Here is a 23,830-nt window from a genome sequence, read left to right on the forward strand (position 1 = left end):
TGGCGATTTCGGCCATATGATATCGAGGGATGTGCGGAGATCCTGGCGCGGTTCAGGCGGTGGGAGCCGCTGTCCGACAAAAGTTACGTCTGTTCTAGGGATGAAGATTTGCTTCCGGTGTTGCGAGGAGTGCTCCAGCCGGCCCGACACGTCGCCACACTACAGGAAAGCTATAGGTGCCGCTCCTGACCAGAAGTCGTAATCCGAAAGAGGCGGCGCCTCGGAAGGTGCCGGTTGGCTGCGGCCGATGACAGGCTGGCCTTTTTGAAGCGCTTCGATTAGATCACGGCCATGTCGATCATCGCCAAGCCGCTCATCGCCCCGTCAAAGCCGAACCCCACGCCCGTGCCATCCAGCCCGCTGCCCCTCTCCGTCTTCATCATCGCCTTCAACGAGGCCGACAGGATCGGCCCGACGATCGAGGCTGTCCGCGAGTTGACCGACGATCTGGTCGTGATCGATTCGGGCTCGACGGATGGCACCCAGGAGATCGCGTCGAGGCTCGGGGGGCGGGTGATCCACAATTCCTGGCCGGGCTACGGGCCGCAGAAGCGTTTTGCTGAGGATCAGTGCCGGCACAACTGGATCCTGAACGTCGACGCAGATGAGGTCGTCTCGCCCCGCCTGGCTGCTTCGATCCGGGCCCTGTTCGAGGGTAGCGGTCCTGCTGCCGACGGTTATGAGACCACGATCGCCGAGATCTTTCCTGGCGAGCGCGAGCCCCATCCCTGGGGCCATACGCTTTCGCCTGTTCGGCTCTATCGCCTCGACCGCGGGCGCTATGTCGATTCGACCGTGCATGACCGGGTGCATTTCAATGTGAGCCCGCGAATCGAGCGACTCAAGGGCAAGATCCACCACTTCTCCGTGCGCTCCCTCGGCGACGAGATCGCCAAGTTGAACTCTTATACCGAGCAGCAGGCCGAGGATCTCGATTTACGCGGCAAGACGCTCAATACCTGGCGCATCCTCACCGAATTTCCGCTCAATTTCCTGAAGGCCTATATCGGCCGGCGCCATTTCGTGCGCGGTCTGTATGGCATTGCCACCGCGACGAATTACGCCTATTTCCGCTTCCTTCGACTGGCCAAGCACATGGAGCGGCGGCGAATGCGCGATCTGGAGTGACCCTTCCATATTGGGCTTGTCATCGAGCGGGGAAGAGGTGACATTTCCTGTCGGAATCCTCACGAGGGCGAGGCGATGGGCGACAAACCGGACTTCGATGCACTGGCTGTGATCGATGCCGTGGGGCCGATGATCGGCATTCCGATCTCCCCCGACTATCGCGAGGGCATCGCCACCAACCTGAAGATTACGGCCGAGTTCGCGGAGGCGGTACTTGCCTTTCATATGGACGATGCCGACCAGTCAGCTCCGGTCTTTGAAGCATGACGGGCCTTCTCGACGCCGGTTGCTCGCCAAGCCTGGGCATTCTCGAAATCTCCACGAGCGTGCGTAGCGGGCGCTTTACCGCGCGGGCGATGGTGGAACATGCGCTGGCTCGCATCGAGAAGTTCGACGACAGGATCGGAGCCTTCACGGCCATCGTGGCGGAACGGGCGCTGGCCAAGGCCGATGCCATCGATGTCAGGCACGCCGCCGGCAAGCCCGTGGGAGCGCTTGCCGGAGTGCCCTTCGCTGCCAAGAACCTTTACGACGTTGCCGGGGTGATCACGCTCGCGGGCTCCAAGATCAACCGCGTCAACCAGCCTGCCAGGCGCGATGCCACACTGATCGAGCGCCTGGAAGGGCAGGGCGCGATCTGCATCGGCGCCCTCAACATGGGCGAATATGCCTATGATTTTACGGGCGAGAATTTCCACGATGGCCCCTCGCGCAATCCGCATGCGACAGACCATATGGCCGGTGGTTCCTCGAGCGGCTCGGCGAGCGCCGTGGCGGCAGGATTCGTGCCTCTGTCGCTCGGCACAGACACCAATGGCTCGATCCGGGTGCCGGCGTCGCTCTGTGGCCTGTTCGGCTTGAAGCCCACCTTCGGTCGGCTGAGCCGGGCCCGGACTTTTCCCTTCGTCGCCAGCCTCGATCACACAGGCCCGCTGGCCCGTTCCACCCGCGATCTCGCACTCGCCTATGACGTGATGCAGGGGCCCGATCCCGACGATCCCGCCTGCACGGAGCGCCCCGCGCAGCCGGCCCTGTTCGAACTCGGCCGCGGTGTCGAGGGGCTACGCATCGCCGTCGCCGACGGCTACTTCGCCCAGTCGGGCAATATTGAGGCTTTCGAGGCGGTGCGGCGCTGCGCCAAGGCGCTCGACGCTACCGAGGTCGTTACCGTACCGCAGGCCGCCGTGGCGCGCGCTGCGGCCTTCCTGATCACCACGACGGAGGGCGGCGCCCTGCATCGCGAGCGGCTGATGACCCGCGCGCAGGACTTTGACCCCGCCGTGCGGGATCGCCTGATCGCAGGCAATATGGTGCCCGCAACCTGGGTGGCTCAGGCGCATAAGTTCCGCCAGTGGTTCAAAGGCGAGATGCATCGCATCTTCGAGCGAATCGATATCATCCTGGCGCCGGCGACGCCTTGTCGCGCTCCGAAGATCGGCCAGGCAACCATGGAGGTCGGCGGCAGCACCTTGCCGGTGCGCGCCAATCTGGGACTATACACCCAGCCGATCTCCTTCATTGGCCTACCCGTTGTCACCGTTCCGCTCTGGAGCGAAAACCAGAAGCTGCCCATCGGCGTGCAGGTGATCGCGCCAGCCTGGCGCGAGGATCTTGCATTGCGCGCCGCCTGGGCGCTGGAGACCGCCGGCGTCGCCCGTGCTCCCGTCGCCAATCTGGAGTAGGGTGCAGTCCCATCGCGGGAATCTGGCATGGGAGATGCCACGACTCTGGCAGCTTTCGCGAGGGGGTCGCGGGCGCCCTCAATCGCAATTTGGCTCCGCCTCCTGTTTCAACGCATTATTTGGCTGAAAGCGCCCAGGCTTCTGGAAAATGTTTCAAGGAAAATCATGCTGTCTTCTGCTTTGCGCGCAACCGGCCTGATTGCGCTTGCCGTGGGTTTGCTGTGCGGCTTTTCGTTTCTCGCCAAGCCCGCTTCGGCCATGGATTTCCGCACCGCCGACCTGGCGCTGGGCAAGTGCAAGGGCCGCTGTCCAAGCGTGATGGTTGCCACCGGCGAGATCACGTCTGGAACCACCCAACGCCTCATCGCTTTCGTGCAGCAGGCGGCGGGCCAGCGCGCCAGCAACGTGCTCATCATCGATTCGCCTGGCGGGCATCTCATCGAGAGCCTGAAACTGGGCCTCGTGCTGCGCAAGCTGAGAACCAGCGTCTTCGTTGGCCGCGTGGTCTCGTTGAATGGGCAGAGCATCGCGGTGAACGGCTCCTGCATGTCGGCCTGCGTCTACACGCTGATGGGCGGCAGCAAGCGCTTCGTAACGGCGGACTCGCACGTCGGGGTCCACCGCGAGTTCCTGCCCAACAGCACGGGTAGCGATCCGCTCTCCGTGTTGCGCAGTACGCAGCGCTTTCCACAGGTCACGCAATTGCTCCGCGCCTATTCCCAGCGCATGGGAGTGAGCCCGGCTCTGATCGATCTTGCCGAGCAATATGGCGGCGGTGGCATCCGGATCCTGACACCGCAGGACATCACGCGTTTTCGTCTCGCAACAATCGCAAAATGAATTTGGGGTGAGGGGCGAATTCGGCTTGACACTATGCAAGCCGGCACATAAACACCGCGCCACGCCAGCGCGGTTCGCCGCCGCTGACGGGACGGGGGAGTAGCTCAGTTGGTTAGAGCGTCGGCCTGTCACGCCGAAGGTCGCGGGTTCAAGTCCCGTCTCTCTCGCCATTAGTGACCAAAAAGCCAGCCTTCGGGCTGGCTTTTGCTTTTCTGGATCGCCGGGTGCCAGGAGAGTACAATACGGTGCATGCATCCAGGCTTTTCACGCAAAAGTGGGTATGCGTCATCCTCATGACAGAATTGCCATTTTGTTTGCCGCATTGCGGTAGGAATCTCCTGGCTGGAACGCTTCCAAGCTTGCGCCTCCCATAGCCGTGGTTTAAGGCTCGCTGCAGGCCGTCCTTGGTTCGGCGCGAGGGAATATTTCCAAAGCGCTATGGCAGGATGGCTGGCGTGAACGCCGCTACCAAAGCGACCTCATGCCCGTATCGTCCAAACCGTGGCGGCCAGCGTTTCAGGCGCTTTCGGCCAGCCACAGCCAGGGTTCGTGCTGATGGACAATCTTCTCGCCGGCTATCTGCCGCTCATCATCTTTATCGGGGTCTCGGCCGTGATCGGTCTGGCGCTTCTGGTGGCGCCCTTCATCGTGGCGTTCCAGCGCCCGGACCCGGAAAAACTCTCGGCCTATGAGTGCGGCTTCAATGCCTTCGACGACGCCCGTATGAAGTTCGACGTGCGCTTCTACCTGCTGTCGATCCTGTTCGTCGTCTTCGACCTGGAAGTGGCCTTCCTGTTTCCCTGGGCAATCACGTTCAAGCATCTTGGGGCGGTTGGCTTCATCTCGATGATGGTTTTCCTGGCCGAACTGGTGCTCGGCTATGTCTATGTATGGAAGAAGGGCGCACTCGAATGGGATTGAACCTCGATTCTGCCGGCGGCACGCTGGTTGCGCCGGCGCCCAAGGGGATCATCGATCCGAACACCGGCAAGCCGGTCGGTTCCACCGATCCCTTCTTCGTTGACATCAATGCCGAGCTGGCCGACCGCGGCTTCCTCGTGACCACGGCGGACAACCTCATCAACTGGGCCCGTACCGGCTCGCTGATGTGGATGACATTCGGTCTCGCCTGCTGCGCCGTCGAGATGATGCAGGTCTCGATGCCGCGCTATGACGTGGAGCGCTTCGGCTTCGCCCCGCGTGCCTCGCCGCGCCAGTCGGACGTGATGATCGTCGCTGGCACGCTGACCAACAAGATGGCGCCGGCCCTGCGTAAGGTCTACGACCAGATGCCAGAGCCCCGTTACGTCATTTCCATGGGTTCCTGCGCCAATGGCGGCGGCTATTACCACTATTCCTACGCCGTGGTGCGTGGCTGTGATCGCATCGTGCCTGTCGACATCTACGTTCCCGGCTGCCCGCCGACGGCCGAGGCTCTGCTGTACGGCGTGTTGCTGCTGCAGAAGAAGATCCGCCGCACCGGCACTATCGAGCGTTGAGCAGGGCTGAACCGGGGTAAGTTTCAAATGGCAAATACCGAAGTTCTGCAATCGATCGGCGAAGCACTCCAGACGGCTTTTCCTCAGGCCGTCATCGGGGTGGTCCATGCCTATGGCGAACTGACCGTCAGCACCGACCCTGAGAACATCCTCGCTGTGCTCAAGCATCTTCGCGACGATGCCGGTTCGCGTTTCGTGTCGATCATTGATGTCTGCGGCGCCGACTATCCGGCCCGCGAGAAGCGTTTCGATGTCGTCTACCACCTGCTGTCGCCGACGAAGAACGTTCGCATTCGCGTCAAGGTCGAGACGGACGAGGCGACGCCCGTTCCCTCTGCCGTGGATATCTTCCCCGGCGTGCTGTGGTTCGAGCGCGAGGCCTATGATCTGTACGGCATTCTCTTCACCGGCCATCCGGACCTGCGCCGCCTGCTGACCGACTACGGTTTCGACGGACACCCGCTGCGCAAGGACTTCCCGATGACCGGCTTCGTCGAGGTGCGCTGGGACGACGAGGCCAAGCGCGTCGTCTACGAGCCGGTGCGCCTCAACCAGGAATTCCGCAACTTCGACTTCCTCTCCCCCTGGGAGGGCACGGACTACGTGCTGCCCGGTGACGAGAAGGCGAAAGCCGGCTGATTGCAAGGACATCGATTGCGCGACTTGCCACCGAGAAGATTGGCCAGATCGGAAAGTTTGGGAACGAGATGAACGATCAACCACACCTGCGTAATTTCGCGATCAATTTCGGGCCCCAGCATCCGGCCGCCCACGGTGTGTTGCGCCTTGTCATGGAGCTGGACGGCGAAATCGTCGAGCGCGTCGATCCGCATATCGGCCTGCTGCACCGAGGCACCGAGAAGCTGATCGAAGCCAAGACCTACATGCAGGCGATTCCTTATTTCGATCGGCTCGACTACGTCGCGCCGATGAACCAGGAGCATGCCTATTGCCTGGCGATCGAGCGCCTCCTGGGCATGGAAGTTCCCAGGCGTGGCCAGCTCATTCGGGTGCTCTACTCGGAAATCGGCCGCATCCTTTCCCATCTCCTCAACGTGACCACGCAAGCCATGGATTGCGGCGCCCTGACGCCGCCGCTCTGGGGCTTCGAGGAGCGCGAAAAGCTCATGATCTTCTATGAGCGTGCCTCCGGCAGCCGCATGCATGCCGCCTTTTTCCGCACCGGCGGCGTCCACCAGGACCTGCCGCCCGAACTGATCGACGACATCGAGGCCTTCTGCGATCCCTTCCTGAAGGTCTGCGACGACCTCGAGGGCCTCCTCACCGACAACCGCATCTTCAAGCAGCGCAATGTCGATATCGGCACCGTCTCGCTCGAGGATGCCTGGGCCTGGGGGTATTCGGGCGTGATGGTCCGCGGTTCGGGCGCCGCCTGGGACCTGCGCAAGTCGCAGCCTTATGAATGCTATGCCGAGCTCGATTTCGACATTCCGATCGGCAAGAACGGCGACAATTTCGACCGCTACAACATCCGCATGGAAGAGATGCGCCAGTCGGCGCGCATCATGAAGCAGTGCTGCGCCCTGCTGCGGGCGGCCTCGGGGCTGGTCTCGACCCCGGACAACAAGGTCGTGGCGCCCAAGCGTGGCGAGATGAAGCGTTCGATGGAAGCGCTCATCCATCACTTTAAGCTTTACACCGAAGGCTATCACGTGCCCGAGGGCGAGGTTTATGCGGCAGTCGAGGCACCGAAGGGCGAATTCGGCGTCTATCTCGTCTCCGATGGCGGCAACAAGCCCTATCGTTGCAAGATCCGTGCGCCGGGCTTCGCCCATCTCCAGTCGATGGACTGGCTCTGCCGCGGTTACATGCTGGCGGACGTTTCGGCCATTCTCGGTTCGCTCGATATCGTGTTCGGCGAAGTCGATCGTTGATTTGATGTGTATGTCGCGGCCGAGGCTCTCGGTCGCAGGACAGGAAAGAGGATTGAGCGCATGTCCGTTCGCAGGCTCGCGCCCCAGGAACTCCAGCCGGCAAGCTTCGCCTTCACGGCCGAAAACGAGGCCTGGATCGACCAGCAGATCGCCAAATATCCGCCCGGGCGCCAGGCTTCGGCCGTGATCCCGTTGTTGTGGAAGGCGCAGGAGCAGGCTGGCGGCTGGGTCTCGCAGGCGGCGATCGAGGTGATCGCAGCCCGTCTCGGCATGGCAAAGATCCGAGTGCTCGAGATCGCGACCTTCTACACGATGTTTGCGCTCGAGCCGGTCGGCAAATTCTTCATCCAGCTCTGCGGTACCACGCCCTGTCAGCTATGCGGCGCCGAGGGCCTCAAGGATGTGATGCGTAAGCGCATTGGTCCACAGCACCACGTCACCGAGGACGGCAATTTCTCCTGGCTCGAGGTCGAGTGCCTGGGCGCCTGCTGCAACGCGCCGATGGTGCAGATCAACGCCGATTTCTACGAAGACCTCACCCCCGAGATCCTCAACAAGATCATGGACGACCTTGCCGCCGGCAAGGAAGTCAAGCCCGGCCCGCAGAATGGTCGCTTCTCATCCGAGCCTGAAGGCGGCGCCCAGACGCTGACCGATCCCTCGCTGTATGACGGCTCGGTCATCGGTTCCTGGAAGAAGCGCTTCGAGGAAGAAAAGGCCAAGAAGGAAGCTGCCGACGCGGCGAAGGCCGCCGCGGCCGCCAATCCCGCGCCCGCGCCTGCTGCTCCGGCGCCGGCCGCAACGCCTGCACCTGCCGCTCCAGCAGCAGCCGCTCCTGCTGCTCCCGCGCCGCTTGCACCGGCTCCGGCGCCTGTCGCCTCCGCGCCGGTATCCGACGAGTACAAGCCGGTCTTCCTGACGGCGGCCCGCGAAGGTGGCCCCGACGATCTCAAGCTGATCTACGGCGTCGGCCCGAAGCTGGAGGAAGTCCTGCACAACATGGGCGTCTACCATTTCGACCAGATCGCCGTCTGGAATTCTGACAATCTCGCCTGGGTCGACCAGAATCTCGGTGCCTTCAAGGGAAGGGCCGTCCGGGACGGATGGGTGGAACAGGCCAAGAAACTTGCAACCGGCTGGCGTCCCGAACGCTCGGCCGGCGACAAGCCGGACTGAGAATGGGCGGGGAGGGCGGCCTGAAGCCATCATCCCATCCCGATAGCGTTACAAAGTTTCCTTACTGACAGGTTCGCCATGCTTGCTGATCGCGACCGCATCTTCACCAATCTCTACGGGCTCCAGTCGCCCGGGCTCGAGGCCGCCTACAAGCGTGGCTCGTGGGATGGCACCAAGCTGATCATGGAGATGGGCCAGGACTGGATCATCAACGAGATGAAGGCGTCCGGACTGCGCGGGCGCGGGGGTGCGGGTTTCCCGACGGGCCTGAAATGGTCCTTCATGCCAAAGAAGTCGGACGGGCGGCCGAGCTATCTCGTCGTCAACGCCGACGAGTCCGAGCCGGGCACCTGCAAGGACCGCGAGATCATGCGGCATGATCCGCACACCCTGGTCGAGGGCTGCCTGATTGCCTCCTTCGCCATGAACGCCCATGCCTGCTACATCTATATCCGCGGCGAATATATTCGCGAGCGGGAGGCCCTGCAGCGCGCCGTCGACGAGGCCTATGCGGCCGGCCTGATCGGCAAGAACAACAAGCATGGCTGGGATTTCGATCTCTACGTGCATCACGGCGCCGGCGCCTATATCTGTGGCGAAGAGACGGCCCTGCTCGAAAGCCTCGAGGGCAAGAAGGGCATGCCGCGCATGAAGCCGCCCTTCCCGGCGAATATGGGCCTCTACGGCTGCCCCACCACGGTCAACAATGTCGAGTCGATCGCCGTGGCTCCCACCATCCTTCGTCGTGGCGCGGGCTGGTTCGCCGGTATCGGCAATCCGAACAACGTCGGCACCAAGCTCTTCTGCATCTCGGGCCATGTGAATAAGCCCTGCAACGTCGAAGAGGCGATGGGAATCACCTTTCGCGAACTGATCGACCGCCATTGTGGCGGCATCCGTGGCGGCTGGGACAATCTGAAGGCTGTCATTCCCGGCGGATCTTCGGTGCGCATGGTGCCGGCCGAGCAGATCATCGACACGCCGCTCGACTTCGACTCGCTCTCCAAGCTGCGCTCGGGTCTCGGCACCGCGGCCGTCATCGTGATGGACAAGTCGACGGACGTGGTCGCCACGATTGCCCGCCTGGCCTATTTCTACAAGCATGAGAGCTGCGGCCAGTGCACGCCCTGCCGCGAAGGCACCGGCTGGATGTGGCGCGTGCTCACCCGCATGGCAGAAGGTCGTGCCCAAAAGCGCGAGATCGACATGCTGCTCGACGTCACCAAGCAGGTTGAGGGCCATACCATCTGCGCCCTGGGCGATGCCGCAGCCTGGCCGATCCAGGGCCTCATCACGCATTTCCGTCATGAGATCGAAGCCAAGATCGACCAGTATGCCGCCAACCCGCATTCGGACCCGGTCCTGCAGGCCGCGGAGTGAGATGATGCATCTGGCGGAGCTGAACATAGCCAAGTTGCGTTTCACCGAGGGCGATCTCCGCGCGGCCGAGTTCTTCGAGAATTTGGCGCGTGTGAATGGCCTGGCCGAGCGCATGTCTGGCTTTGTCTGGCGCCTCAAGGATGAGGGGAGCGACAATGCCACCTCGTTCCGGATCAATGACGATCCCATGGTGATCAGCAATCTCTCCGTGTGGGAGAATGTGGAGTCGCTGGAAAAATTCGTCTTTCAGACCGTCCATACCGGCTTCTATCGCAAGCGCGAAGCCTGGTTCGAGAAGCCTGCCGCCCCGCATTTCGTGATGTGGTGGGTGGAGGAGGGACATCGGCCGGATCTGAAGGAAGCGGCGGAGCGGCTGGCCCATCTCGTCGAGCATGGGCCCAGTGATTTCGCCTTCGATTGGGCACAGGTCCCCGCCGCACAGCTGTGGCGGGAGGCCCGTTGCGCCTGACAATTTCGCCGGGGACGACCTGTTGCCCCCGGCCGTTCACAGCGCGTCTTTTTCGCATCGCAGCAGTTGATCGCGGCGCGGAATTTTGCGAAGTCGAGTTTGGAAAGAGTCTGGACTGCGTCCTGCAGTCCGGGCCTGATCGTCAAGGTTATCCATGGCCAAGTTGATCGTCGACGGACAGGAAATCGAGGTCCCGGCGGAGTATACGCTCCTCCAGGCTTGCGAGGTTGCGGGGGCTGAAATCCCGCGTTTCTGCTTCCACGAGCGCCTGTCTATTGCCGGCAACTGCCGCATGTGCCTGGTCGAGGTGAAGGGCGGCCCGCCCAAGCCCACGGCCTCCTGCGCGATGGCCGTGCGTGACCTGCGTCCCGGTCCCAATGGCGAGCCGCCGGTGGTGCTCACCAAGAGCCCGATGGTCAAGAAGGCCCGCGAAGGGGTGATGGAATTCCTGCTCATCAATCACCCACTGGATTGCCCGATCTGCGACCAAGGTGGCGAATGCGACCTGCAGGACCAGGCCATGGCCTACGGGGTCGACAAGAATCGCTATGCCGAGAACAAGCGGGCCGTCGAGGACAAATATATCGGCCCGCTGGTCAAGACGGTGATGAACCGTTGCATCCATTGTACACGCTGCGTCCGTTTCACCACCGAGGTGGCCGGCGTTTCCGAGCTGGGCGCCATCGGTCGCGGCGAGGACATGGAGATCACCACCTATCTCGAAAAGGCGATGACCTCCGAGCTGCAGGGTAACGTGCTCGACCTTTGCCCGGTCGGCGCGCTGACCTCCAAGCCCTATGAGTTCCATGCTCGCCCCTGGGAATTGTCGAAAACCGAGTCCGTCGACGTGATGGACGCGGTTGGCTCGGCTATCCGCATCGACGCCCGTGGCCGCGAGGTGATGCGCATCATGCCGCGCACCAATGAGCTGGTGAACGAGGAGTGGATCTCCGACAAGGCTCGCTTCATCTGGGATGGCCTGCGCACTCAGCGCCTCGACAAGCCCTATCTTCGCGTGGATGGTCGCCTCAAGGCCGTGACCTGGCAGGAAGCGTTCGGCGCCATCGCCGCCAAGGTGAAGGCCGCCAGGCCCGAGCGCATCGGCGCCATCGCCGGCGACCTTGCCGCGGTGGAAGAGCTCTATGCTCTCAAGGACCTGGTCACCAAGCTTGGCTCGAAGAATCTCGACGCGCGCCAGGACGGCGCCAAGATCGATCCTTCGCTTGGCCGGGCCAGCTATATCTTCAACCCCACCATCGCTGGGATCGATGAGGCGGATGCCATTCTGCTGGTCGGCACCAATCCGCGCCGAGAAGCGGCCGTGCTCAACGCCCGCATCCGCAAGCGCTGGCTGCGTGGCGCCAAGGTCGCGATGATCGGCGAACAGGCGGATCTGACCTACACCTACGACTATCTCGGAGCCGGTGCGGACACCTTGGCTGATCTAGCGGCCGGCAACGGTCCCTTCGCCGAAATCCTGAAGGGTGCCGCCAAGCCGATCATCATCGTCGGCGCCGGGGCTTATGCCCGGGCCGATGGCGCGGCGCTGCTGTCCCTGGCCGCCAAGGCCGCCGGTGCACTCGGCGTGGTCAAGGATGGCTGGAACGGCTTCGGCGTGCTGCACAATGCTGCCTCACGAGTCGGCGCTCTCGACATCGGCTTCGTGCCTGGCGAAGGTGGTCTCGATGCCGCCGGCATGGCCAAGGCCGGCGCGCTCGACGTGCTCTTCCTGCTGGGCGCCGACGAGATCCCCGTCGAGCCGGGCGCCTTCGTGGTCTACCAGGGCAGCCATGGCGACCGCGGCGCCCATCGCGCCGACGTCATTCTGCCGGCCGCAGCCTATCCGGAGCGTTCCGGCCTCTATGTCAACACCGAGGGCCGTGTGCAGCTCGCCAACCGCGCAGCTTTCCCGCCCGGCGAAGCGCGCGAGGATTGGGCCATCCTGCGGGCGCTCTCCGAGGCGCTCGGCGCCAGGCTCGGCTACGACTCGCTGGCTGCGCTGCGCAAGACGCTCACAGCGGCTTTCCCGCAGTTCGGCTCGGTCGACCATGTCGTGGCCGGCGATCCAGCTGCAGTCGCCAGGCTGGCCGATCTGGGTGGCACGCCGGACAAGGCTGCCTTCGCGGCTTCCATCGGCGACTTCTATCTGACCAATCCCATTGCACGCGCATCGGCGGTGATGGCGCAGTGTTCGCAGCTCGCCTCGGGTGCGCTGCCACTGGCTGCGGAATAAGGGCGGGCGAAAGATGACCTTTTACAGCTTCCTCGTCACTGTCATCCTGCCGCTGATCTACAGCGTGGTGCTGCTGGTCTGTCTCCTGATCTTTATCGCCTATTACCTTCTGGCGGATCGCAAGATCTGGGCGGCGGTGCAGCTTCGCCGCGGACCCAATGTGGTCGGCCCCTTCGGCCTTTTGCAATCCTTCGCCGACCTTCTGAAATTCGTGCTGAAGGAGCCGGTGATCCCGGCGGGGGCCAACAAGGGCGTCTTCCTCCTGGCGCCCTTCGTCACCTGCGTGCTCGCTCTGTCGGCGTGGGCGGTGCTGCCGATCACCTCAGGCGTTATGATTGCCGACATCAATGTCGGCATCCTCTACGTGTTTGCGATCTCCTCGCTCGGTGTCTACGGCACCATTATGGCCGGCTGGGCGTCGAACTCGAAATATCCCTTCCTCTCGGCCCTGCGCGCCGCGGCCCAGATGGTGTCCTATGAAGTCTCGATCGGCTTCGTCATCATCACGGTGCTGCTCTGCGCGGGATCGCTGAACCTCACCGCCATCGTCGATGCCCAGCAGACGCGCGGCCTCGCCAGCCTGATCGGCCTGCCCTGGCTGACATTCCTGAACTGGTACTGGCTGCCGCTTTTCCCGATGTTCATCATCTTCTTCATCTCTGCGCTCGCCGAGACGAACAGGCCGCCCTTCGACCTGGCCGAAGCTGAATCCGAACTCGTTGCCGGCTTCATGGTCGAATATGCCTCGACGCCGTACCTCTTGTTCATGCTCGGCGAATATGTGGCGATCATGACCATGTGCGCCCTGACCACCATCCTGTTCATGGGTGGCTGGTCGGCGCCGCTTTCCTTCCTGCCGTCCTGGGGCATTTTCGGCGTCATCTGGTTCCTCCTGAAGGTGAGCTTCGTCTTCTTCATGTTCGCGATGGTGAAGGCCTTCGTGCCGCGCTACCGCTATGACCAGCTGATGCGTCTTGGCTGGAAGATCTTCTTGCCGCTGTCGATCGCCATGGTGGTGATCGTCGCTGGCGTCCTGCAATTCACAGGGTGGGCACCATGAGTTCAACTGATCTCTCCGGCGCACCACGCCCCAAGGTTGGTCTCGACCAGGCGGCGAAGTCGCTGTTCCTCAAGGAATTCGTCTCGGCCTTCTTCCTGTCGATGCGCTATTTCTTCAAGCCGAAGGCGACGCTCAACTATCCCTTTGAAAAGGGCCGGTTGTCGCCGCGCTTCCGTGGCGAGCATGCGCTGCGACGCTATCCCAATGGCGAAGAGCGCTGCATCGCCTGCAAGCTGTGCGAAGCCATCTGCCCCGCCCAGGCCATCACCATCGAAGCCGGTCCGCGCGGAAATGACGGCACCCGCCGCACCACGCGCTACGACATCGACATGGTGAAGTGCATCTATTGCGGCTTCTGCCAGGAGGCCTGCCCGGTGGATGCCATCGTGGAAGGCCCGAATTTCGAGTTCGCGGTGGAGACACGCGAGGAGCTCTTCTACGACAAGGACCGGCTGCTTTCGAATGGCGACCGCTGGGAGCGGGAAATCGCCAAGAACATCGCCAAGGACGCGCCTTACCGTTAGGGACTTCTGCCTGCCCCTAAGGGGCCGAGAATAACAAGGCTCCGGCACCGCCTGGAGCGCAGTACGATGTAGACGGCGCGGAAACGAGCCGGAGAGGGGTTTGAACATGAATGTGGCGACAGCCTTCTTTTACCTGTTCGCCTTTGTTTGCGTGGCATCGGCCTTGATGGTCATCCTGGCCCGCAACCCTGTGCATTCGGTGCTCTATCTGATCCTGGCCTTTGTCAACGCGGCTGGCCTGTTCATGCTGGCCGGGGCGGAGTTCCTGGCGCTGATGCTGATCGTCGTCTATGTCGGCGCGGTGGCCGTGCTCTTCCTCTTCGTCGTGATGATGCTCGACGTCGACTTCACTGAGCTGCGCCAGGGCTTCCTGCAATATCTGCCGATCGGCTTCCTCGTCGGCCTGATCGTGTTGATCGAGCTCCTGATGGTGGTGATCGGCTGGGTGATCTCGCCCGGCGTCGTGCCCAATCCAAACACGCAGATCGATACCTCCGTCACCAACACCGAGGCGCTCGGCCACGTTCTCTATACGCAGTACGCCTACTTCTTCGAAGGCGCGGGCCTGGTCCTGCTGGTCGCCATGATTGGCGCCATCGTGCTGACCCTGCGCCACAAGGAAGGCATCAAACGCCAAAATCCGGCTCTGCAATCGGCGCGTACGAAGGCGCAGTCGGTTGAGGTCATCAAGGTTCAGCCAGGGCAGGGGATCTGACAATGGCCGTCGATCTTTCCAATTTTCTTGCCGTCGCCGCCGTCCTCTTCACCATCGGCGTGCTGGGCATTTTCATCAACCGCAAGAATGTCATCGTCATCCTGATGTCGGTGGAGCTCATTCTCCTGTCGGTCAATATCAATATGGTCGCCTTCTCCGCCGCGCTGCATGACATTACGGGTCAGGTGTTCACCCTGCTGATCCTCACTGTGGCGGCCGCGGAGGCTGCGATCGGTCTGGCTATTCTCGTGGCGTTCTACCGCAACCGCGGCTCGATCGCCGTCGAAGATATCAACGTGATGAAGGGCTGAGGGCGTGTATAACGCAATTGTCTTCCTGCCGCTCCTCGGCTTCCTGATCGCCGGCATTGCCAACATGCTGACCTGGCGGATGTCGCCGCCGGATGCTGCCGAGACCTCCGCCCATGGTCACGATGATCACGGTCATGATGCCCACTCGGCCGATACACACATGGCCGAGGCCCATGGCGACGATAGCCATGGCTATGACGATCATGCCGTCGAGGCCTCTCCCCATTCGGACGGCAAGATCCGCTTCGCCGAATATCTGACCACGGGCCTGCTCTTCGTCTGCTGCCTGCTCTCCTGGATTGCCTTCTTCAGCGTCGGCTTCGCCGGCAATACCACTCTCGTGCCCGTGCTCGACTGGATCCATGTCGGCAAGCTGCAGGTCGACTGGGCCCTGCGCATCGATACGCTGACGGCGGTGATGCTGGTGGTGGTGACGACTGTGTCTTCACTCGTCCACCTCTACTCCGTCTCCTATATGGCAGATGATCCCTATCGGCCGCGCTTCTTCGCTTATTTGTCGCTGTTCACCTTCGCCATGCTCATGCTGGTGACCGCCGACAATCTGGTGCAGATGTTCTTCGGCTGGGAGGGCGTGGGCCTGGCGTCTTATCTGCTGATCGGCTTCTGGTTCAAGAAGCCCTCCGCCAACGCCGCCGCCATCAAGGCGTTCGTGGTCAACCGCGTCGGTGATTTTGGCTTCTCGCTCGGCATTTTCGCGGTGTTCGCGATCTTCGGTCAGGTCGGTTTCGAAGGCATCTTCCACGATGCCGCCGCCAAGGCCTCGACCAACATCCACTTCCTGGGCCATGACTGGCCGGCGCTGGAAGTCGCCTGCTTCCTGCTCTTCATGGGCGCGATGGGCAAGTCGGCGCAGTTCCTGCTGCACACCTGGCTGCCGGATGCCATGGAAGGGCCGACTCCAGTCTCCGCCCTCATCCATGCGGCCACCATGGTCACCGCCGGCATCGTGATGGTCGCCCGCCTGTCGCCGCTGTTCCAGCATGCGCCGGAAGCTCTGACCTTCGTTACCTTCATCGGTGCCACCACGGCCTTCTTCGCCGCCACGGTCGGCCTCGTCCAGAACGACATCAAGCGTGTCGTCGCCTACTCGACCTGCTCGCAGCTCGGCTACATGTTCGTCGCGCTTGGCGTCGGCGCCTACAATGTCGGTGTCTTCCACCTCTTCACGCACGCCTTCTTCAAGGCTCTGCTGTTCCTCGGTGCTGGCTCGGTCATCACCGCCATGCACCATGAGCAGGACATGCGGAAGATGGGCGGCCTGAAGGCCAAGATCCCGCTCACCTATTGGGCGATGATCATCGGCACGCTGGCCCTCACGGGCGTCGGCATTCCTTTCACGCAGATCGGCTTCGCCGGGTTCAACTCCAAGGACGCCATCATCGAATCCGCCTATTCCGCCTATGCGGAGAGCGGTGGCCTGGTGCCGCTCTATGCCTTCTGCATGACGGTGATCGCCGCGCTGATGACTTCCTTCTATTCCTGGCGCCTGATCTACATGACCTTCCACGGCGATACCCGCGCGGATCATCATGTCTATGATCACGCCCATGAATCGCCGATGCCGATGATGATCCCATTGGCGGTACTGGCCTTCGGCGCGACCTTCGCCGGCATGATCTTCCACTACTCCTTCGCGACAACCGAAGGCCTGGAAGGCTTCTGGCGCGAGGCTCTCTCGCTGGGCGATGGCACCAAGGTCATCGAGGGCATGGAACATGTGCCGTGGTTCGTGCATCTGGCGCCGTTCACGATGATGGCGATCGGCTGGGTCACGGCCTGGTACATGTATCGCGTCAACCCGTCGGTGCCGGTCAGCCTCGCCGAGCGCAATCCAGTACTCTACCAGTTCCTGCTCAACAAGTGGTACTTCGACGAGATCTATGACTGGGCCTTCACCCGCCCGGCCAAGTGGCTCGGCCGCTTCCTGTGGAAGAAGGGCGACGGCGCCACCATCGACGGCCTCGGCCCCGATGGCGTCTCGGCCCGCGTGGTCGACGTCACCCGCGGGGTGGTCAAGCTACAGTCGGGCTATCTCTATCATTATGCCTTCGCCATGCTGATCGGCATTGCGGCCTTGTTCACCTGGTCCATGCTCGGAGGCACGCACTGATGTCGTCCACTTTCTCCTGGCCGGTTCTCTCGGTTACGACGTTCCTGCCGATGGTCGGTGTCGTGCTCATGCTGATCCTTCGGGGCGATCCCGAAGGCATCAAGCGCAACTCCCGTATCATCGCACTGTGGACCACCGCGGCGACCTTCATTGTCTCGCTGTTCCCGCTCTTTGCCTTCGATCCCTCCAACACGAACTTCCAGTTCGTGGAGACCGCGAACTGGCTCGGCGGCACCGTTGGTGGCGCGATCAGCTACCGCATGGGTGTCGACGGCATCTCGCTGCCCTTCGTCATCCTCACCACCTTCCTCATGCCCTTCTGCATCCTCGCCTCCTGGCGCTCGATCCAGAACCGCGTGCGTGAATACATGATCGCATTCCTCGTGCTGGAAACGCTGATAATCGGCGTGTTCTGCGCACAGGACATCGTGCTGTTCTACCTGTTCTTCGAAGGCCAACTGATCCCGATGTTCCTGATCATCGGCATCTGGGGTGGACAGCGCCGCATCTATGCCAGCTTCAAGTTCTTCCTCTACACGCTGCTTGGCTCGCTGCTCATGCTCGTCGCCATCATGGCGATGTACTGGAACGCCGGCTCGTCCGATATCGCCGTGCTGCTGAAGCACCAGTTCCCGGCTCACATGCAGACCTATCTCTGGCTCGCCTTCTTCGCCTCCTTCGCCGTGAAGATGCCGATGTGGCCTGTGCATACCTGGCTGCCTGACGCCCATGTCGAAGCGCCCACCGCGGGTTCGGTCATCCTGGCGGGCGTCCTCCTGAAGATGGGCGGTTACGGCTTCATCCGCTTCTCCCTGCCGATGTTCCCGGTGGCTTCCGAATCTTTCGCGCCGCTGGTGTTCACGCTCTCGGTCGTCGCCATCGTCTACACCTCGCTGGTGGCGCTGATGCAGGAGGACATCAAGAAGCTGATCGCCTATTCCTCGGTCGCCCATATGGGTTTCGTGACCATGGGCCTGTTCTCGATGAACGAGCAGGGCGTGCAGGGCGCGATGTTCCAGATGATCTCGCACGGCATCGTCTCCAGCGCACTCTTCCTCAGCGTCGGCGTGGTCTATGACCGCATGCATACCCGCGAGATTGCGGCCTATGGTGGCATCGTCAATCGCATGCCATGGTATGCGCTGGCGCTGATGGTATTCACCATGGCCAATATCGGCCTGCCCGGCACCTCGGGTTTCATCGGCGAGTTTCTCACCTTGATCGCTGCCTTCTCGGTCAATAGCTGGGTGGCTTTCTTCGCCACTTTCGGCGTGATCCTGTCGGCCGCCTATGCGCTCTGGCTCTATCGCCGCGTCGTCTTCGGCGCGCTGGAGAAGCCGAGCCTTGCCGGTGTCGCCGACCTGACCTGGCGGGAGTTTGTCATCCTTACCCCCCTTGTGCTCCTCACCGTCTATTTCGGCGTCTATCCCAAGCCGGTCCTGACCATGAGCGAAGCGGCGGTCACCAATCTCGTCCAGGCAGCCAAGGCTGCCATCGTAGCGCTCAACTGATCTGAAGGTCCGCCATGTATGCTTCTCAAATCGCAACGGCCCTTCCAGAGATCGTTCTGGTGCTCGGTGCCATTGCGCTCCTGCTGATCGGGGTGTTCTCGGCGCCGCGCGCCTATGGCCTCGTGACTTCCCTCTCAGTGGCCCTGCTGGCAGTGGTCATTGTGCTGGTGGCGATGAGCCCCGACGCAAAGGCCTTCAGCGGCTCCTTCACGGTGGATGCCTTCTCGCGCTTCACCAAGATCATGGTGCTGATTGGCGCCGGTGCCGCGATCCTGATGTCGAACGACTATCTCAAGGCCAAGGGCATCGAGAAGTTCGAGTATCCGGTGATGATCTTGCTGGCCGTCACCGGCATGATGATGATGCTGTCGGCCAACGACCTCATCGCGCTCTATATCGGGCTCGAACTGCAGTCGCTGGCGCTCTATGTTGTGGCCGCTATCCATCGCGACGACTTGAAGTCGACGGAAGCGGGCCTCAAATATTTCATCCTCGGCGCGCTGTCCTCGGGCATGCTGCTCTACGGCGCCTCGCTGATCTATGGCTTCTCCGGCACGATCTCGTTCACGGGCATCGCCGCAGCGGTGAAGGATCACGTCGGTCTCGGCCTGATCTTCGGCATTGTCTTCCTGCTCGCCGGCCTGGCCTTCAAGATCTCGGCGGTGCCTTTCCACATGTGGACACCTGACGTCTATGAGGGCGCTCCGACGCCGGTGACGACTCTATTCGCCGGTGCTCCCAAAATCGCCGCGATGGGCCTCCTGGTGCGGGTGATTATCACCTCATTTCCCTCCGCCTTGGCGCAGTGGCAGCAAATCGTGGTGTTCCTCGCCATCGCCTCCATGGCGCTCGGTTCCTTCGCCGCCATTGGGCAGAACAACATCAAGCGCCTGATGGCCTATTCCTCGATCGGGCACATGGGCTTCGCTTTGGTTGGCCTCGCCGCCGGAACGGTGGAAGGTGTGCAAGGCGTGCTCATCTACCTCGCGCTCTATTTGGGAACGGTCATGGGCAGCTTTGCCTGCATCCTCTCGATGAGGCGAGACGGCACGTATGTCGAGAGTATCACCGACCTCTCTGGCCTATCCAGCACGCATCCCGTGCGGGCCTATGTGCTGGCCGCGCTGATGTTCTCGCTGGCCGGTATTCCGCCTTTGTCAGGCTTCTGGGGCAAATGGTATGTCTTCGTCGCCGCCGTGCACGCCAATCTCTACTGGCTGGCCGTGCTGGGCGTGCTCACGAGCGTGGTGGGTGCCTTCTACTACCTGCGTATCGTCAAGCTCATGTTCTTCGATGCGCCCTCACAGAGCCTCGAACCGATGTCCGGCGCCATGAGGGCGGTGCTGTTCGTCTCGGCGGTGACGCTCGCCTACATTCTCTATCCGGCGCTGATCAACGGCCCCGCCGCTTCTGCGGCGGCGTCGCTATGGCCTGCGGGTTGATTTCGTCGAGGCAATGAAACTCGGCACAGGGGCACAGACGGCAGGCTTCCGTCACCTGCATCTCGACATCACGGGTTCAACCAATGTCGAGGCTTTGGCACGCGGGCAGGAGGACCGGCTCTGGGTCACCGCCCGCGAGCAATCGGCGGGCAGGGGACGCCGTGGTCGGGCCTGGTCCTCTCCAGCCGGCAATCTCTATGCCTCGGTCGTTCTGGCCGATCCGGCCGAGCCAAGGCGGGCGGCGGACCTGTGTTTCGTTGCCGCACTCGCAGCCAGTGATGCCATCATAGCCACGGCGCCGCGAGCCGCCACGGCCATGACGCTGAAATGGCCCAACGACATTCTCATCAATGGCGCCAAGGTCGTCGGCATCCTGGTCGAGGGCGCTCATGCGGGCGATGGTTTCTCCGCCGTGATTGGCTGGGGCGTCAACATCGTCAGCCACCCCGACCATACGCCCTATCCGGCCACGCATCTCGCCGCGACCGATACGGCGCTGAATGTGGACATTTACTTCGCCGCCTTGTCGGATGCCTTTGCCAAGCGCCTGGAATTGTGGCAACGCGGGGCGGGGTTCGCCGAGATCCGCAACGCCTGGCTGCGCCGAGCCGCCGGGCTCGGGCGCCGCATCGTGGTGCGCCTGCCCTCCGGGGATCTCGAGGGCGTCTTCGAGGCCCTCGACAGCGAGGGCGCCCTGATCCTGCTCGACGACGCCGGCCAGCGTCGCCCGGTTTCCGCCGGCGAGATCTTCTTTCCGGGGCTTGTTCCAAGTTCCATCGATCCATGAATGTCCTGGCTGCAGATCCTGCAGCAGGAATAATGGCGCTTCGCGCCTGTTAGGAGCCTGTTATGGCACGCGATACGGCCGACCTCGTCTTCTGTGCCCTGGGCGGCATCGGCGAGATCGGCATGAACATGGCCGTCTATGGCTATGGCCCGGCGAACAAGCGCCAATGGCTTATGGTCGATTGCGGGGTTTCCTTTGCCGACGAGGCCCTGCCGGGTGTTGATCTTGTGATGCCCGATACCCGCTTCATCGAGGCTCAGCGCAAGAACCTGACAGGCATCGTGCTCACCCACGCGCATGAGGATCATTTCGGCGCGCTGGTGCATTTATGGCCGAAGCTGCAGGTGCCCGTTTACGCGACCAAATTCACCGCAGCCCTGCTGGAGGCCAAGCGCCTGCATGAGCCGGACGCGCCCCAGATCGACATCCGCGTCATCCCTTCGCAGGCCCGCTTCACCCTCGGCCCGTTCGATATCGAGCTGGTCAATGTTGCGCACTCCATTCCCGAATCGAACGCGCTCGCCATCCGCACACCCGCCGGCATGGTCGTTCACACCGGCGACTGGAAGATCGATGAGACGCCCGTCATCCCGCCGTTGACCGATGCGGCCAAGCTCAAGGCGCTGGGCGACGAGGGCGTGCTGGCCCTCGTCTGCGATTCCACCAATGCCATCCGAGAAGGGCGCTCGCCCTCCGAACGCGATGTCGCCAAGAGCCTCGCCGAGATCATCGCCGCAAAGAAGGGCAGGGTGGCGATCACCACTTTCGCCTCCAATGTCGGGCGCATCCGCTCCATTGCGGAGGCGGCCGTGGAGAACGGTCGCAGCGTCGTCATCGTCGGCCGCGCCATGGAGCGCGTTTGCCAGGTGGCGCGCGAATGCGGCTTGCTCGATGGCATTCCTGATTTCCTCAGCCCGGAGAACTATGGCTTTCTGCCGCGCGACAAGGTCGTGGCCGTGCTCACCGGGAGCCAGGGCGAGCCACGTGCGGCGCTCGCCCGCATCGCCCGCGGCGAGCATCCCGAGGTGACCCTGGCCAAGGGCGATACGGTGATCTTTTCCTCCCGCACCATCCCGGGCAACGAGAAGGCGGTCGGCAATATCATCAACGGCCTCGTCAAGCAGGGCGCCGACATTGTCACGGACCGCAACCAGCTCGTGCACGTCTCCGGCCATCCGCGCCGGGGCGAGCTCACGGATATGTATCACTGGACCCGGCCCAAGATCGCTATCCCCGTGCATGGCGAAGCCTGGCACCTGTCCGAACATGCCGAACTGGCGCGCTCGCTCGGCGTGCCGGAGGTGATCGCGGCCGGCGATGGCCAGATTATCGCGCTGCGGGCCGGGGATACGAAGGTGATCGACGAAGCCCCTACCGGCCGCGTCTGCCTCGACGGCGATATCCTGGTCAACGTCGCCGAGGAAACCATTCCCCAGCGCCGGCGGCTGTCCTGGTCCGGCGCGGTCACGGTCGCGCTGGCCCTCTCTGACAGGGGCGATATCATCAGCGAGCCGGATGTGAAGTTCTCCGGCCTGCCCCAGAAGATCGGTGACGGCCGGGCCATGGACGACGTCATCGCCGATGCCGCCCTGCTGGTGCTGGAGGGCCTGCCCAAGCCCAAACGCCGCGATCCCGACGCGGTGGAGCTTGCGGTTGAGCGTGCAGTCCGCTCGGCCGTCAACGCCGTCTGGGGCAAGAAACCGGTCTGTCATGTGATTGTGCTGGTGGTTTGAGGTCAGCAACGCCGCAGCGCTTGGTATGCCATCTGTCTGTCTTGGTCGTTTGGTAAGGCCGCTGTTCTGGGGCGCATGAACCGACCGAAAGGGTGAACCTTGCCTGTGAAGACCGCGCGAGCTGCCGCCTCTCAAACCAATGTTGCCACGAAGCCCGAGACGCCGGAACTTCACGACAAGCATGCCGATTTCGAACGCGTCGCGCTCCTCCTCCAGGGCGGCGGCGCGCTTGGCGCCTATCAAGCCGGCGCCTATCAGGCGCTGGAGGAAAACGGCATCCAACCCAACTGGATCGCCGGCATCTCCATCGGCGCCATCAACGCATCCATCATCGCCGGCAACGGGCCGGGGGAGCGCGTGGCGCAGCTGCGCCGCTTCTGGGAGATGATCACCGATCCGCCTTTCGAACCGGCGTTCGAATGGGTCAAGCTTTTCGCGCGCGAAGGCGATCGTCAGCATCGATTCGTCAACCAGCTTCAGGCCGGGCAGGTGCTGCTGAAGGGGGCGCCGAAATTCTTCGAGCCGCGCTTTCCGCCGCCCTATCTCATGCCACCCGGGGTGCTCGGCGCCACCAGCTTCTACGACACCGCGCCCCTGAAGCAGACCCTGCTGGAACTCGTCGATTTCGACCTGTTGAACACGTGCGAGACGCGGTTCGCCGTCGGTGCCGTTAACATCGCCACCGGCAATTTTGCCTATTTCGATAATGGCCAGGGGACGCCGCGTATCACGCCCGAACACATAATGGCGAGCGGGGCGCTGCCGCCGGGCTTCCCGCCCATCGAAATCGACGGCCAGTTCTATTGGGATGGCGGTCTCGTCTCGAATACGCCGCTCGAATGGATCCTGCACGACAGGGACCTCGATACGCTCGCCTTCCAGATCGACCTGTGGAACGCCCGCGGCGATATCCCCAAGGATCTCGCCGAGGTCGAAGTGCGTCAGAAGGAGATCCAGTATTCCAGCCGCACGCGTGCGGCGACCAACCGCGCCCGCGACTTCCAGCGTCTGCGCGGTGCCCTGAAGCGCATCCTGGCAAGGCTGCCGGAGGATTTCGGCTCGGAGGAGGATGTCGATCTCCTGACCCGCGCTCTCAACCGCAAGACCTGCAATGTCGTGCAGTTGATCTACCGCGCGCAGAAATATGAGGGAGCGAGCAAGGACTACGAGTTCTCGCGGCTGATGATGGAGGAACATTGGGCGGCGGGCTATCGCGACGCCTGGCATTCGCTCGAACATCCCGAGATTTTCCGCAAGCCCCGCAATGCCGAGGGCTTCGTGAGCTATGATTTCGGGGTGGAGTAGCCGCCGGGA

22 protein-coding genes and 1 tRNA gene are annotated in these 23,830 nt (G+C 62.7%); all 23 read left to right on the forward strand.

Features of this window, described 5'->3' with window-relative positions:
• Positions 1 to 291 precede the first annotated feature (291 nt).
• The 23 genes from ACMDCR_RS16455 (at position 292) to ACMDCR_RS16565 (ending at position 23,821) form a co-directional block, all read left to right on the forward strand.
• On the forward strand, positions 292 to 1,128 hold the full coding sequence (locus tag ACMDCR_RS16455) for a glycosyltransferase family 2 protein (protein ID WP_413987641.1): 837 nt from the start codon (positions 292 to 294) through the stop codon (positions 1,126 to 1,128).
• Between the two features lie 75 nt (positions 1,129 to 1,203).
• Positions 1,204 to 1,395, forward strand: coding sequence for a DUF4089 domain-containing protein (locus tag ACMDCR_RS16460; protein WP_413987642.1), 192 nt, complete (start codon positions 1,204 to 1,206; stop codon positions 1,393 to 1,395).
• Positions 1,392 to 2,810 carry an AtzE family amidohydrolase gene (locus ACMDCR_RS16465; protein ID WP_413987643.1) on the forward strand — a complete coding sequence of 473 codons (1,419 nt, stop codon included), beginning with the start codon at positions 1,392 to 1,394 and terminating at the stop codon, positions 2,808 to 2,810. Before ACMDCR_RS16460 ends, ACMDCR_RS16465 begins: the two co-directional genes overlap by 4 nt.
• A gap of 165 nt (positions 2,811 to 2,975) precedes the next feature.
• Positions 2,976 to 3,650 (forward strand): hypothetical protein, encoded by a 675-nt coding sequence (locus ACMDCR_RS16470; protein WP_413987644.1) that lies wholly within the window; start codon positions 2,976 to 2,978, stop codon positions 3,648 to 3,650.
• A 93-nt stretch (positions 3,651 to 3,743) separates the two neighbouring features.
• Positions 3,744 to 3,820: transfer RNA gene (locus ACMDCR_RS16475), tRNA-Asp, on the forward strand.
• A 385-nt stretch (positions 3,821 to 4,205) separates the two neighbouring features.
• Entirely contained in the window at positions 4,206 to 4,571 is a 366-nt protein-coding gene (locus ACMDCR_RS16480; protein WP_413987645.1) for an NADH-quinone oxidoreductase subunit A, read from the forward strand.
• Positions 4,541 to 5,149, forward strand: a complete 609-nt coding sequence (locus tag ACMDCR_RS16485) for a NuoB/complex I 20 kDa subunit family protein (protein WP_413987646.1) — start codon at positions 4,541 to 4,543, stop codon at positions 5,147 to 5,149. Before ACMDCR_RS16480 ends, ACMDCR_RS16485 begins: the two co-directional genes overlap by 31 nt.
• 27 nt (positions 5,150 to 5,176) lie before the next feature.
• Positions 5,177 to 5,788 (forward strand): NADH-quinone oxidoreductase subunit C, encoded by a 612-nt coding sequence (locus ACMDCR_RS16490; RefSeq protein WP_413987647.1) that lies wholly within the window; start codon positions 5,177 to 5,179, stop codon positions 5,786 to 5,788.
• Between the two features lie 68 nt (positions 5,789 to 5,856).
• Positions 5,857 to 7,044: an NADH-quinone oxidoreductase subunit D gene (locus ACMDCR_RS16495; RefSeq protein ID WP_413987648.1), complete on the forward strand. Its 1,188-nt coding sequence runs from the start codon at positions 5,857 to 5,859 to the stop codon at positions 7,042 to 7,044.
• Between the two features lie 60 nt (positions 7,045 to 7,104).
• Positions 7,105 to 8,220 carry an NADH-quinone oxidoreductase subunit NuoE gene (nuoE, locus tag ACMDCR_RS16500; RefSeq protein WP_413987649.1) on the forward strand — a complete coding sequence of 372 codons (1,116 nt, stop codon included), beginning with the start codon at positions 7,105 to 7,107 and terminating at the stop codon, positions 8,218 to 8,220.
• 78 nt (positions 8,221 to 8,298) lie between these two features.
• The gene (gene nuoF, locus ACMDCR_RS16505) at positions 8,299 to 9,600 is read left to right on the forward strand and encodes an NADH-quinone oxidoreductase subunit NuoF (protein WP_413987650.1); all 1,302 of its coding nucleotides are present in this window, start codon (positions 8,299 to 8,301) and stop codon (positions 9,598 to 9,600) included.
• 1 nt (position 9,601) lies between these two features.
• On the forward strand, positions 9,602 to 10,069 hold the full coding sequence (locus ACMDCR_RS16510; RefSeq protein ID WP_413987651.1) for a DUF3291 domain-containing protein: 468 nt from the start codon (positions 9,602 to 9,604) through the stop codon (positions 10,067 to 10,069).
• A 154-nt stretch (positions 10,070 to 10,223) separates the two neighbouring features.
• Complete coding sequence (gene nuoG, locus ACMDCR_RS16515; protein WP_413987652.1) at positions 10,224 to 12,302, forward strand: NADH-quinone oxidoreductase subunit NuoG; 2,079 nt, start codon at positions 10,224 to 10,226, stop codon at positions 12,300 to 12,302.
• Positions 12,303 to 12,315: 13 nt separating this feature from the next.
• A complete protein-coding gene (gene nuoH / locus ACMDCR_RS16520) occupies positions 12,316 to 13,362 on the forward strand; it encodes an NADH-quinone oxidoreductase subunit NuoH (RefSeq protein WP_413987653.1) in 1,047 nt (348 codons plus the stop codon).
• Positions 13,359 to 13,886: an NADH-quinone oxidoreductase subunit NuoI gene (nuoI, locus tag ACMDCR_RS16525; protein WP_413987654.1), complete on the forward strand. Its 528-nt coding sequence runs from the start codon at positions 13,359 to 13,361 to the stop codon at positions 13,884 to 13,886. Before nuoH ends, nuoI begins: the two co-directional genes overlap by 4 nt.
• A 106-nt stretch (positions 13,887 to 13,992) precedes the next feature.
• A complete protein-coding gene (locus ACMDCR_RS16530) occupies positions 13,993 to 14,601 on the forward strand; it encodes an NADH-quinone oxidoreductase subunit J (RefSeq protein ID WP_413987655.1) in 609 nt (202 codons plus the stop codon).
• A 2-nt stretch (positions 14,602 to 14,603) separates the two neighbouring features.
• Positions 14,604 to 14,912 (forward strand): NADH-quinone oxidoreductase subunit NuoK, encoded by a 309-nt coding sequence (gene nuoK, locus ACMDCR_RS16535; protein ID WP_284311687.1) that lies wholly within the window; start codon positions 14,604 to 14,606, stop codon positions 14,910 to 14,912.
• A 4-nt stretch (positions 14,913 to 14,916) separates the two neighbouring features.
• On the forward strand, positions 14,917 to 17,043 hold the full coding sequence (gene nuoL / locus ACMDCR_RS16540) for an NADH-quinone oxidoreductase subunit L (protein ID WP_413987656.1): 2,127 nt from the start codon (positions 14,917 to 14,919) through the stop codon (positions 17,041 to 17,043).
• A complete protein-coding gene (locus ACMDCR_RS16545) occupies positions 17,043 to 18,554 on the forward strand; it encodes an NADH-quinone oxidoreductase subunit M (RefSeq protein WP_413987657.1) in 1,512 nt (503 codons plus the stop codon). The genes nuoL and ACMDCR_RS16545 overlap by 1 nt, the downstream gene beginning before the upstream one ends.
• 14 nt (positions 18,555 to 18,568) lie before the next feature.
• Complete coding sequence (nuoN, locus tag ACMDCR_RS16550; protein ID WP_413987658.1) at positions 18,569 to 19,996, forward strand: NADH-quinone oxidoreductase subunit NuoN; 1,428 nt, start codon at positions 18,569 to 18,571, stop codon at positions 19,994 to 19,996.
• Between the two features lie 13 nt (positions 19,997 to 20,009).
• On the forward strand, positions 20,010 to 20,783 hold the full coding sequence (locus ACMDCR_RS16555; RefSeq protein WP_413987659.1) for a biotin--[acetyl-CoA-carboxylase] ligase: 774 nt from the start codon (positions 20,010 to 20,012) through the stop codon (positions 20,781 to 20,783).
• 62 nt (positions 20,784 to 20,845) lie between these two features.
• On the forward strand, positions 20,846 to 22,516 hold the full coding sequence (locus tag ACMDCR_RS16560; protein ID WP_413987660.1) for a ribonuclease J: 1,671 nt from the start codon (positions 20,846 to 20,848) through the stop codon (positions 22,514 to 22,516).
• A gap of 105 nt (positions 22,517 to 22,621) precedes the next feature.
• Complete coding sequence (locus tag ACMDCR_RS16565) at positions 22,622 to 23,821, forward strand: patatin-like phospholipase family protein (RefSeq protein WP_413993646.1); 1,200 nt, start codon at positions 22,622 to 22,624, stop codon at positions 23,819 to 23,821.
• Positions 23,822 to 23,830: the final 9 nt, after the last annotated feature.

Origin of the sequence: Labrys okinawensis, from assembly GCF_047345005.1 — a bacterium.
Lineage (GTDB): Bacteria > Pseudomonadota > Alphaproteobacteria > Rhizobiales > Labraceae > Labrys > Labrys okinawensis.

Bases quoted from the DNA above. Each gene is read 5' to 3' on its own strand.
- ACMDCR_RS16455 (WP_413987641.1), top strand. From the start codon at position 292: ATGTCGATCATCGCCAAGCCGCTCATCGCCCCGTCAAAGCCGAACCCC.
- ACMDCR_RS16460 (WP_413987642.1), top strand. From the start codon at position 1,204: ATGGGCGACAAACCGGACTTCGATGCACTGGCTGTGATCGATGCCGTG.
- ACMDCR_RS16465 (WP_413987643.1), top strand. From the start codon at position 1,392: ATGACGGGCCTTCTCGACGCCGGTTGCTCGCCAAGCCTGGGCATTCTC.
- ACMDCR_RS16470 (WP_413987644.1), top strand. From the start codon at position 2,976: ATGCTGTCTTCTGCTTTGCGCGCAACCGGCCTGATTGCGCTTGCCGTG.
- ACMDCR_RS16480 (WP_413987645.1), top strand. From the start codon at position 4,206: ATGGACAATCTTCTCGCCGGCTATCTGCCGCTCATCATCTTTATCGGG.
- ACMDCR_RS16485 (WP_413987646.1), top strand. From the start codon at position 4,541: ATGGAAGAAGGGCGCACTCGAATGGGATTGAACCTCGATTCTGCCGGC.
- ACMDCR_RS16490 (WP_413987647.1), top strand. From the start codon at position 5,177: ATGGCAAATACCGAAGTTCTGCAATCGATCGGCGAAGCACTCCAGACG.
- ACMDCR_RS16495 (WP_413987648.1), top strand. From the start codon at position 5,857: ATGAACGATCAACCACACCTGCGTAATTTCGCGATCAATTTCGGGCCC.
- nuoE (WP_413987649.1), top strand. From the start codon at position 7,105: ATGTCCGTTCGCAGGCTCGCGCCCCAGGAACTCCAGCCGGCAAGCTTC.
- nuoF (WP_413987650.1), top strand. From the start codon at position 8,299: ATGCTTGCTGATCGCGACCGCATCTTCACCAATCTCTACGGGCTCCAG.
- ACMDCR_RS16510 (WP_413987651.1), top strand. From the start codon at position 9,602: ATGATGCATCTGGCGGAGCTGAACATAGCCAAGTTGCGTTTCACCGAG.
- nuoG (WP_413987652.1), top strand. From the start codon at position 10,224: ATGGCCAAGTTGATCGTCGACGGACAGGAAATCGAGGTCCCGGCGGAG.
- nuoH (WP_413987653.1), top strand. From the start codon at position 12,316: ATGACCTTTTACAGCTTCCTCGTCACTGTCATCCTGCCGCTGATCTAC.
- nuoI (WP_413987654.1), top strand. From the start codon at position 13,359: ATGAGTTCAACTGATCTCTCCGGCGCACCACGCCCCAAGGTTGGTCTC.
- ACMDCR_RS16530 (WP_413987655.1), top strand. From the start codon at position 13,993: ATGAATGTGGCGACAGCCTTCTTTTACCTGTTCGCCTTTGTTTGCGTG.
- nuoK (WP_284311687.1), top strand. From the start codon at position 14,604: ATGGCCGTCGATCTTTCCAATTTTCTTGCCGTCGCCGCCGTCCTCTTC.
- ACMDCR_RS16545 (WP_413987657.1), top strand. From the start codon at position 17,043: ATGTCGTCCACTTTCTCCTGGCCGGTTCTCTCGGTTACGACGTTCCTG.
- nuoN (WP_413987658.1), top strand. From the start codon at position 18,569: ATGTATGCTTCTCAAATCGCAACGGCCCTTCCAGAGATCGTTCTGGTG.
- ACMDCR_RS16555 (WP_413987659.1), top strand. From the start codon at position 20,010: ATGAAACTCGGCACAGGGGCACAGACGGCAGGCTTCCGTCACCTGCAT.
- ACMDCR_RS16560 (WP_413987660.1), top strand. From the start codon at position 20,846: ATGGCACGCGATACGGCCGACCTCGTCTTCTGTGCCCTGGGCGGCATC.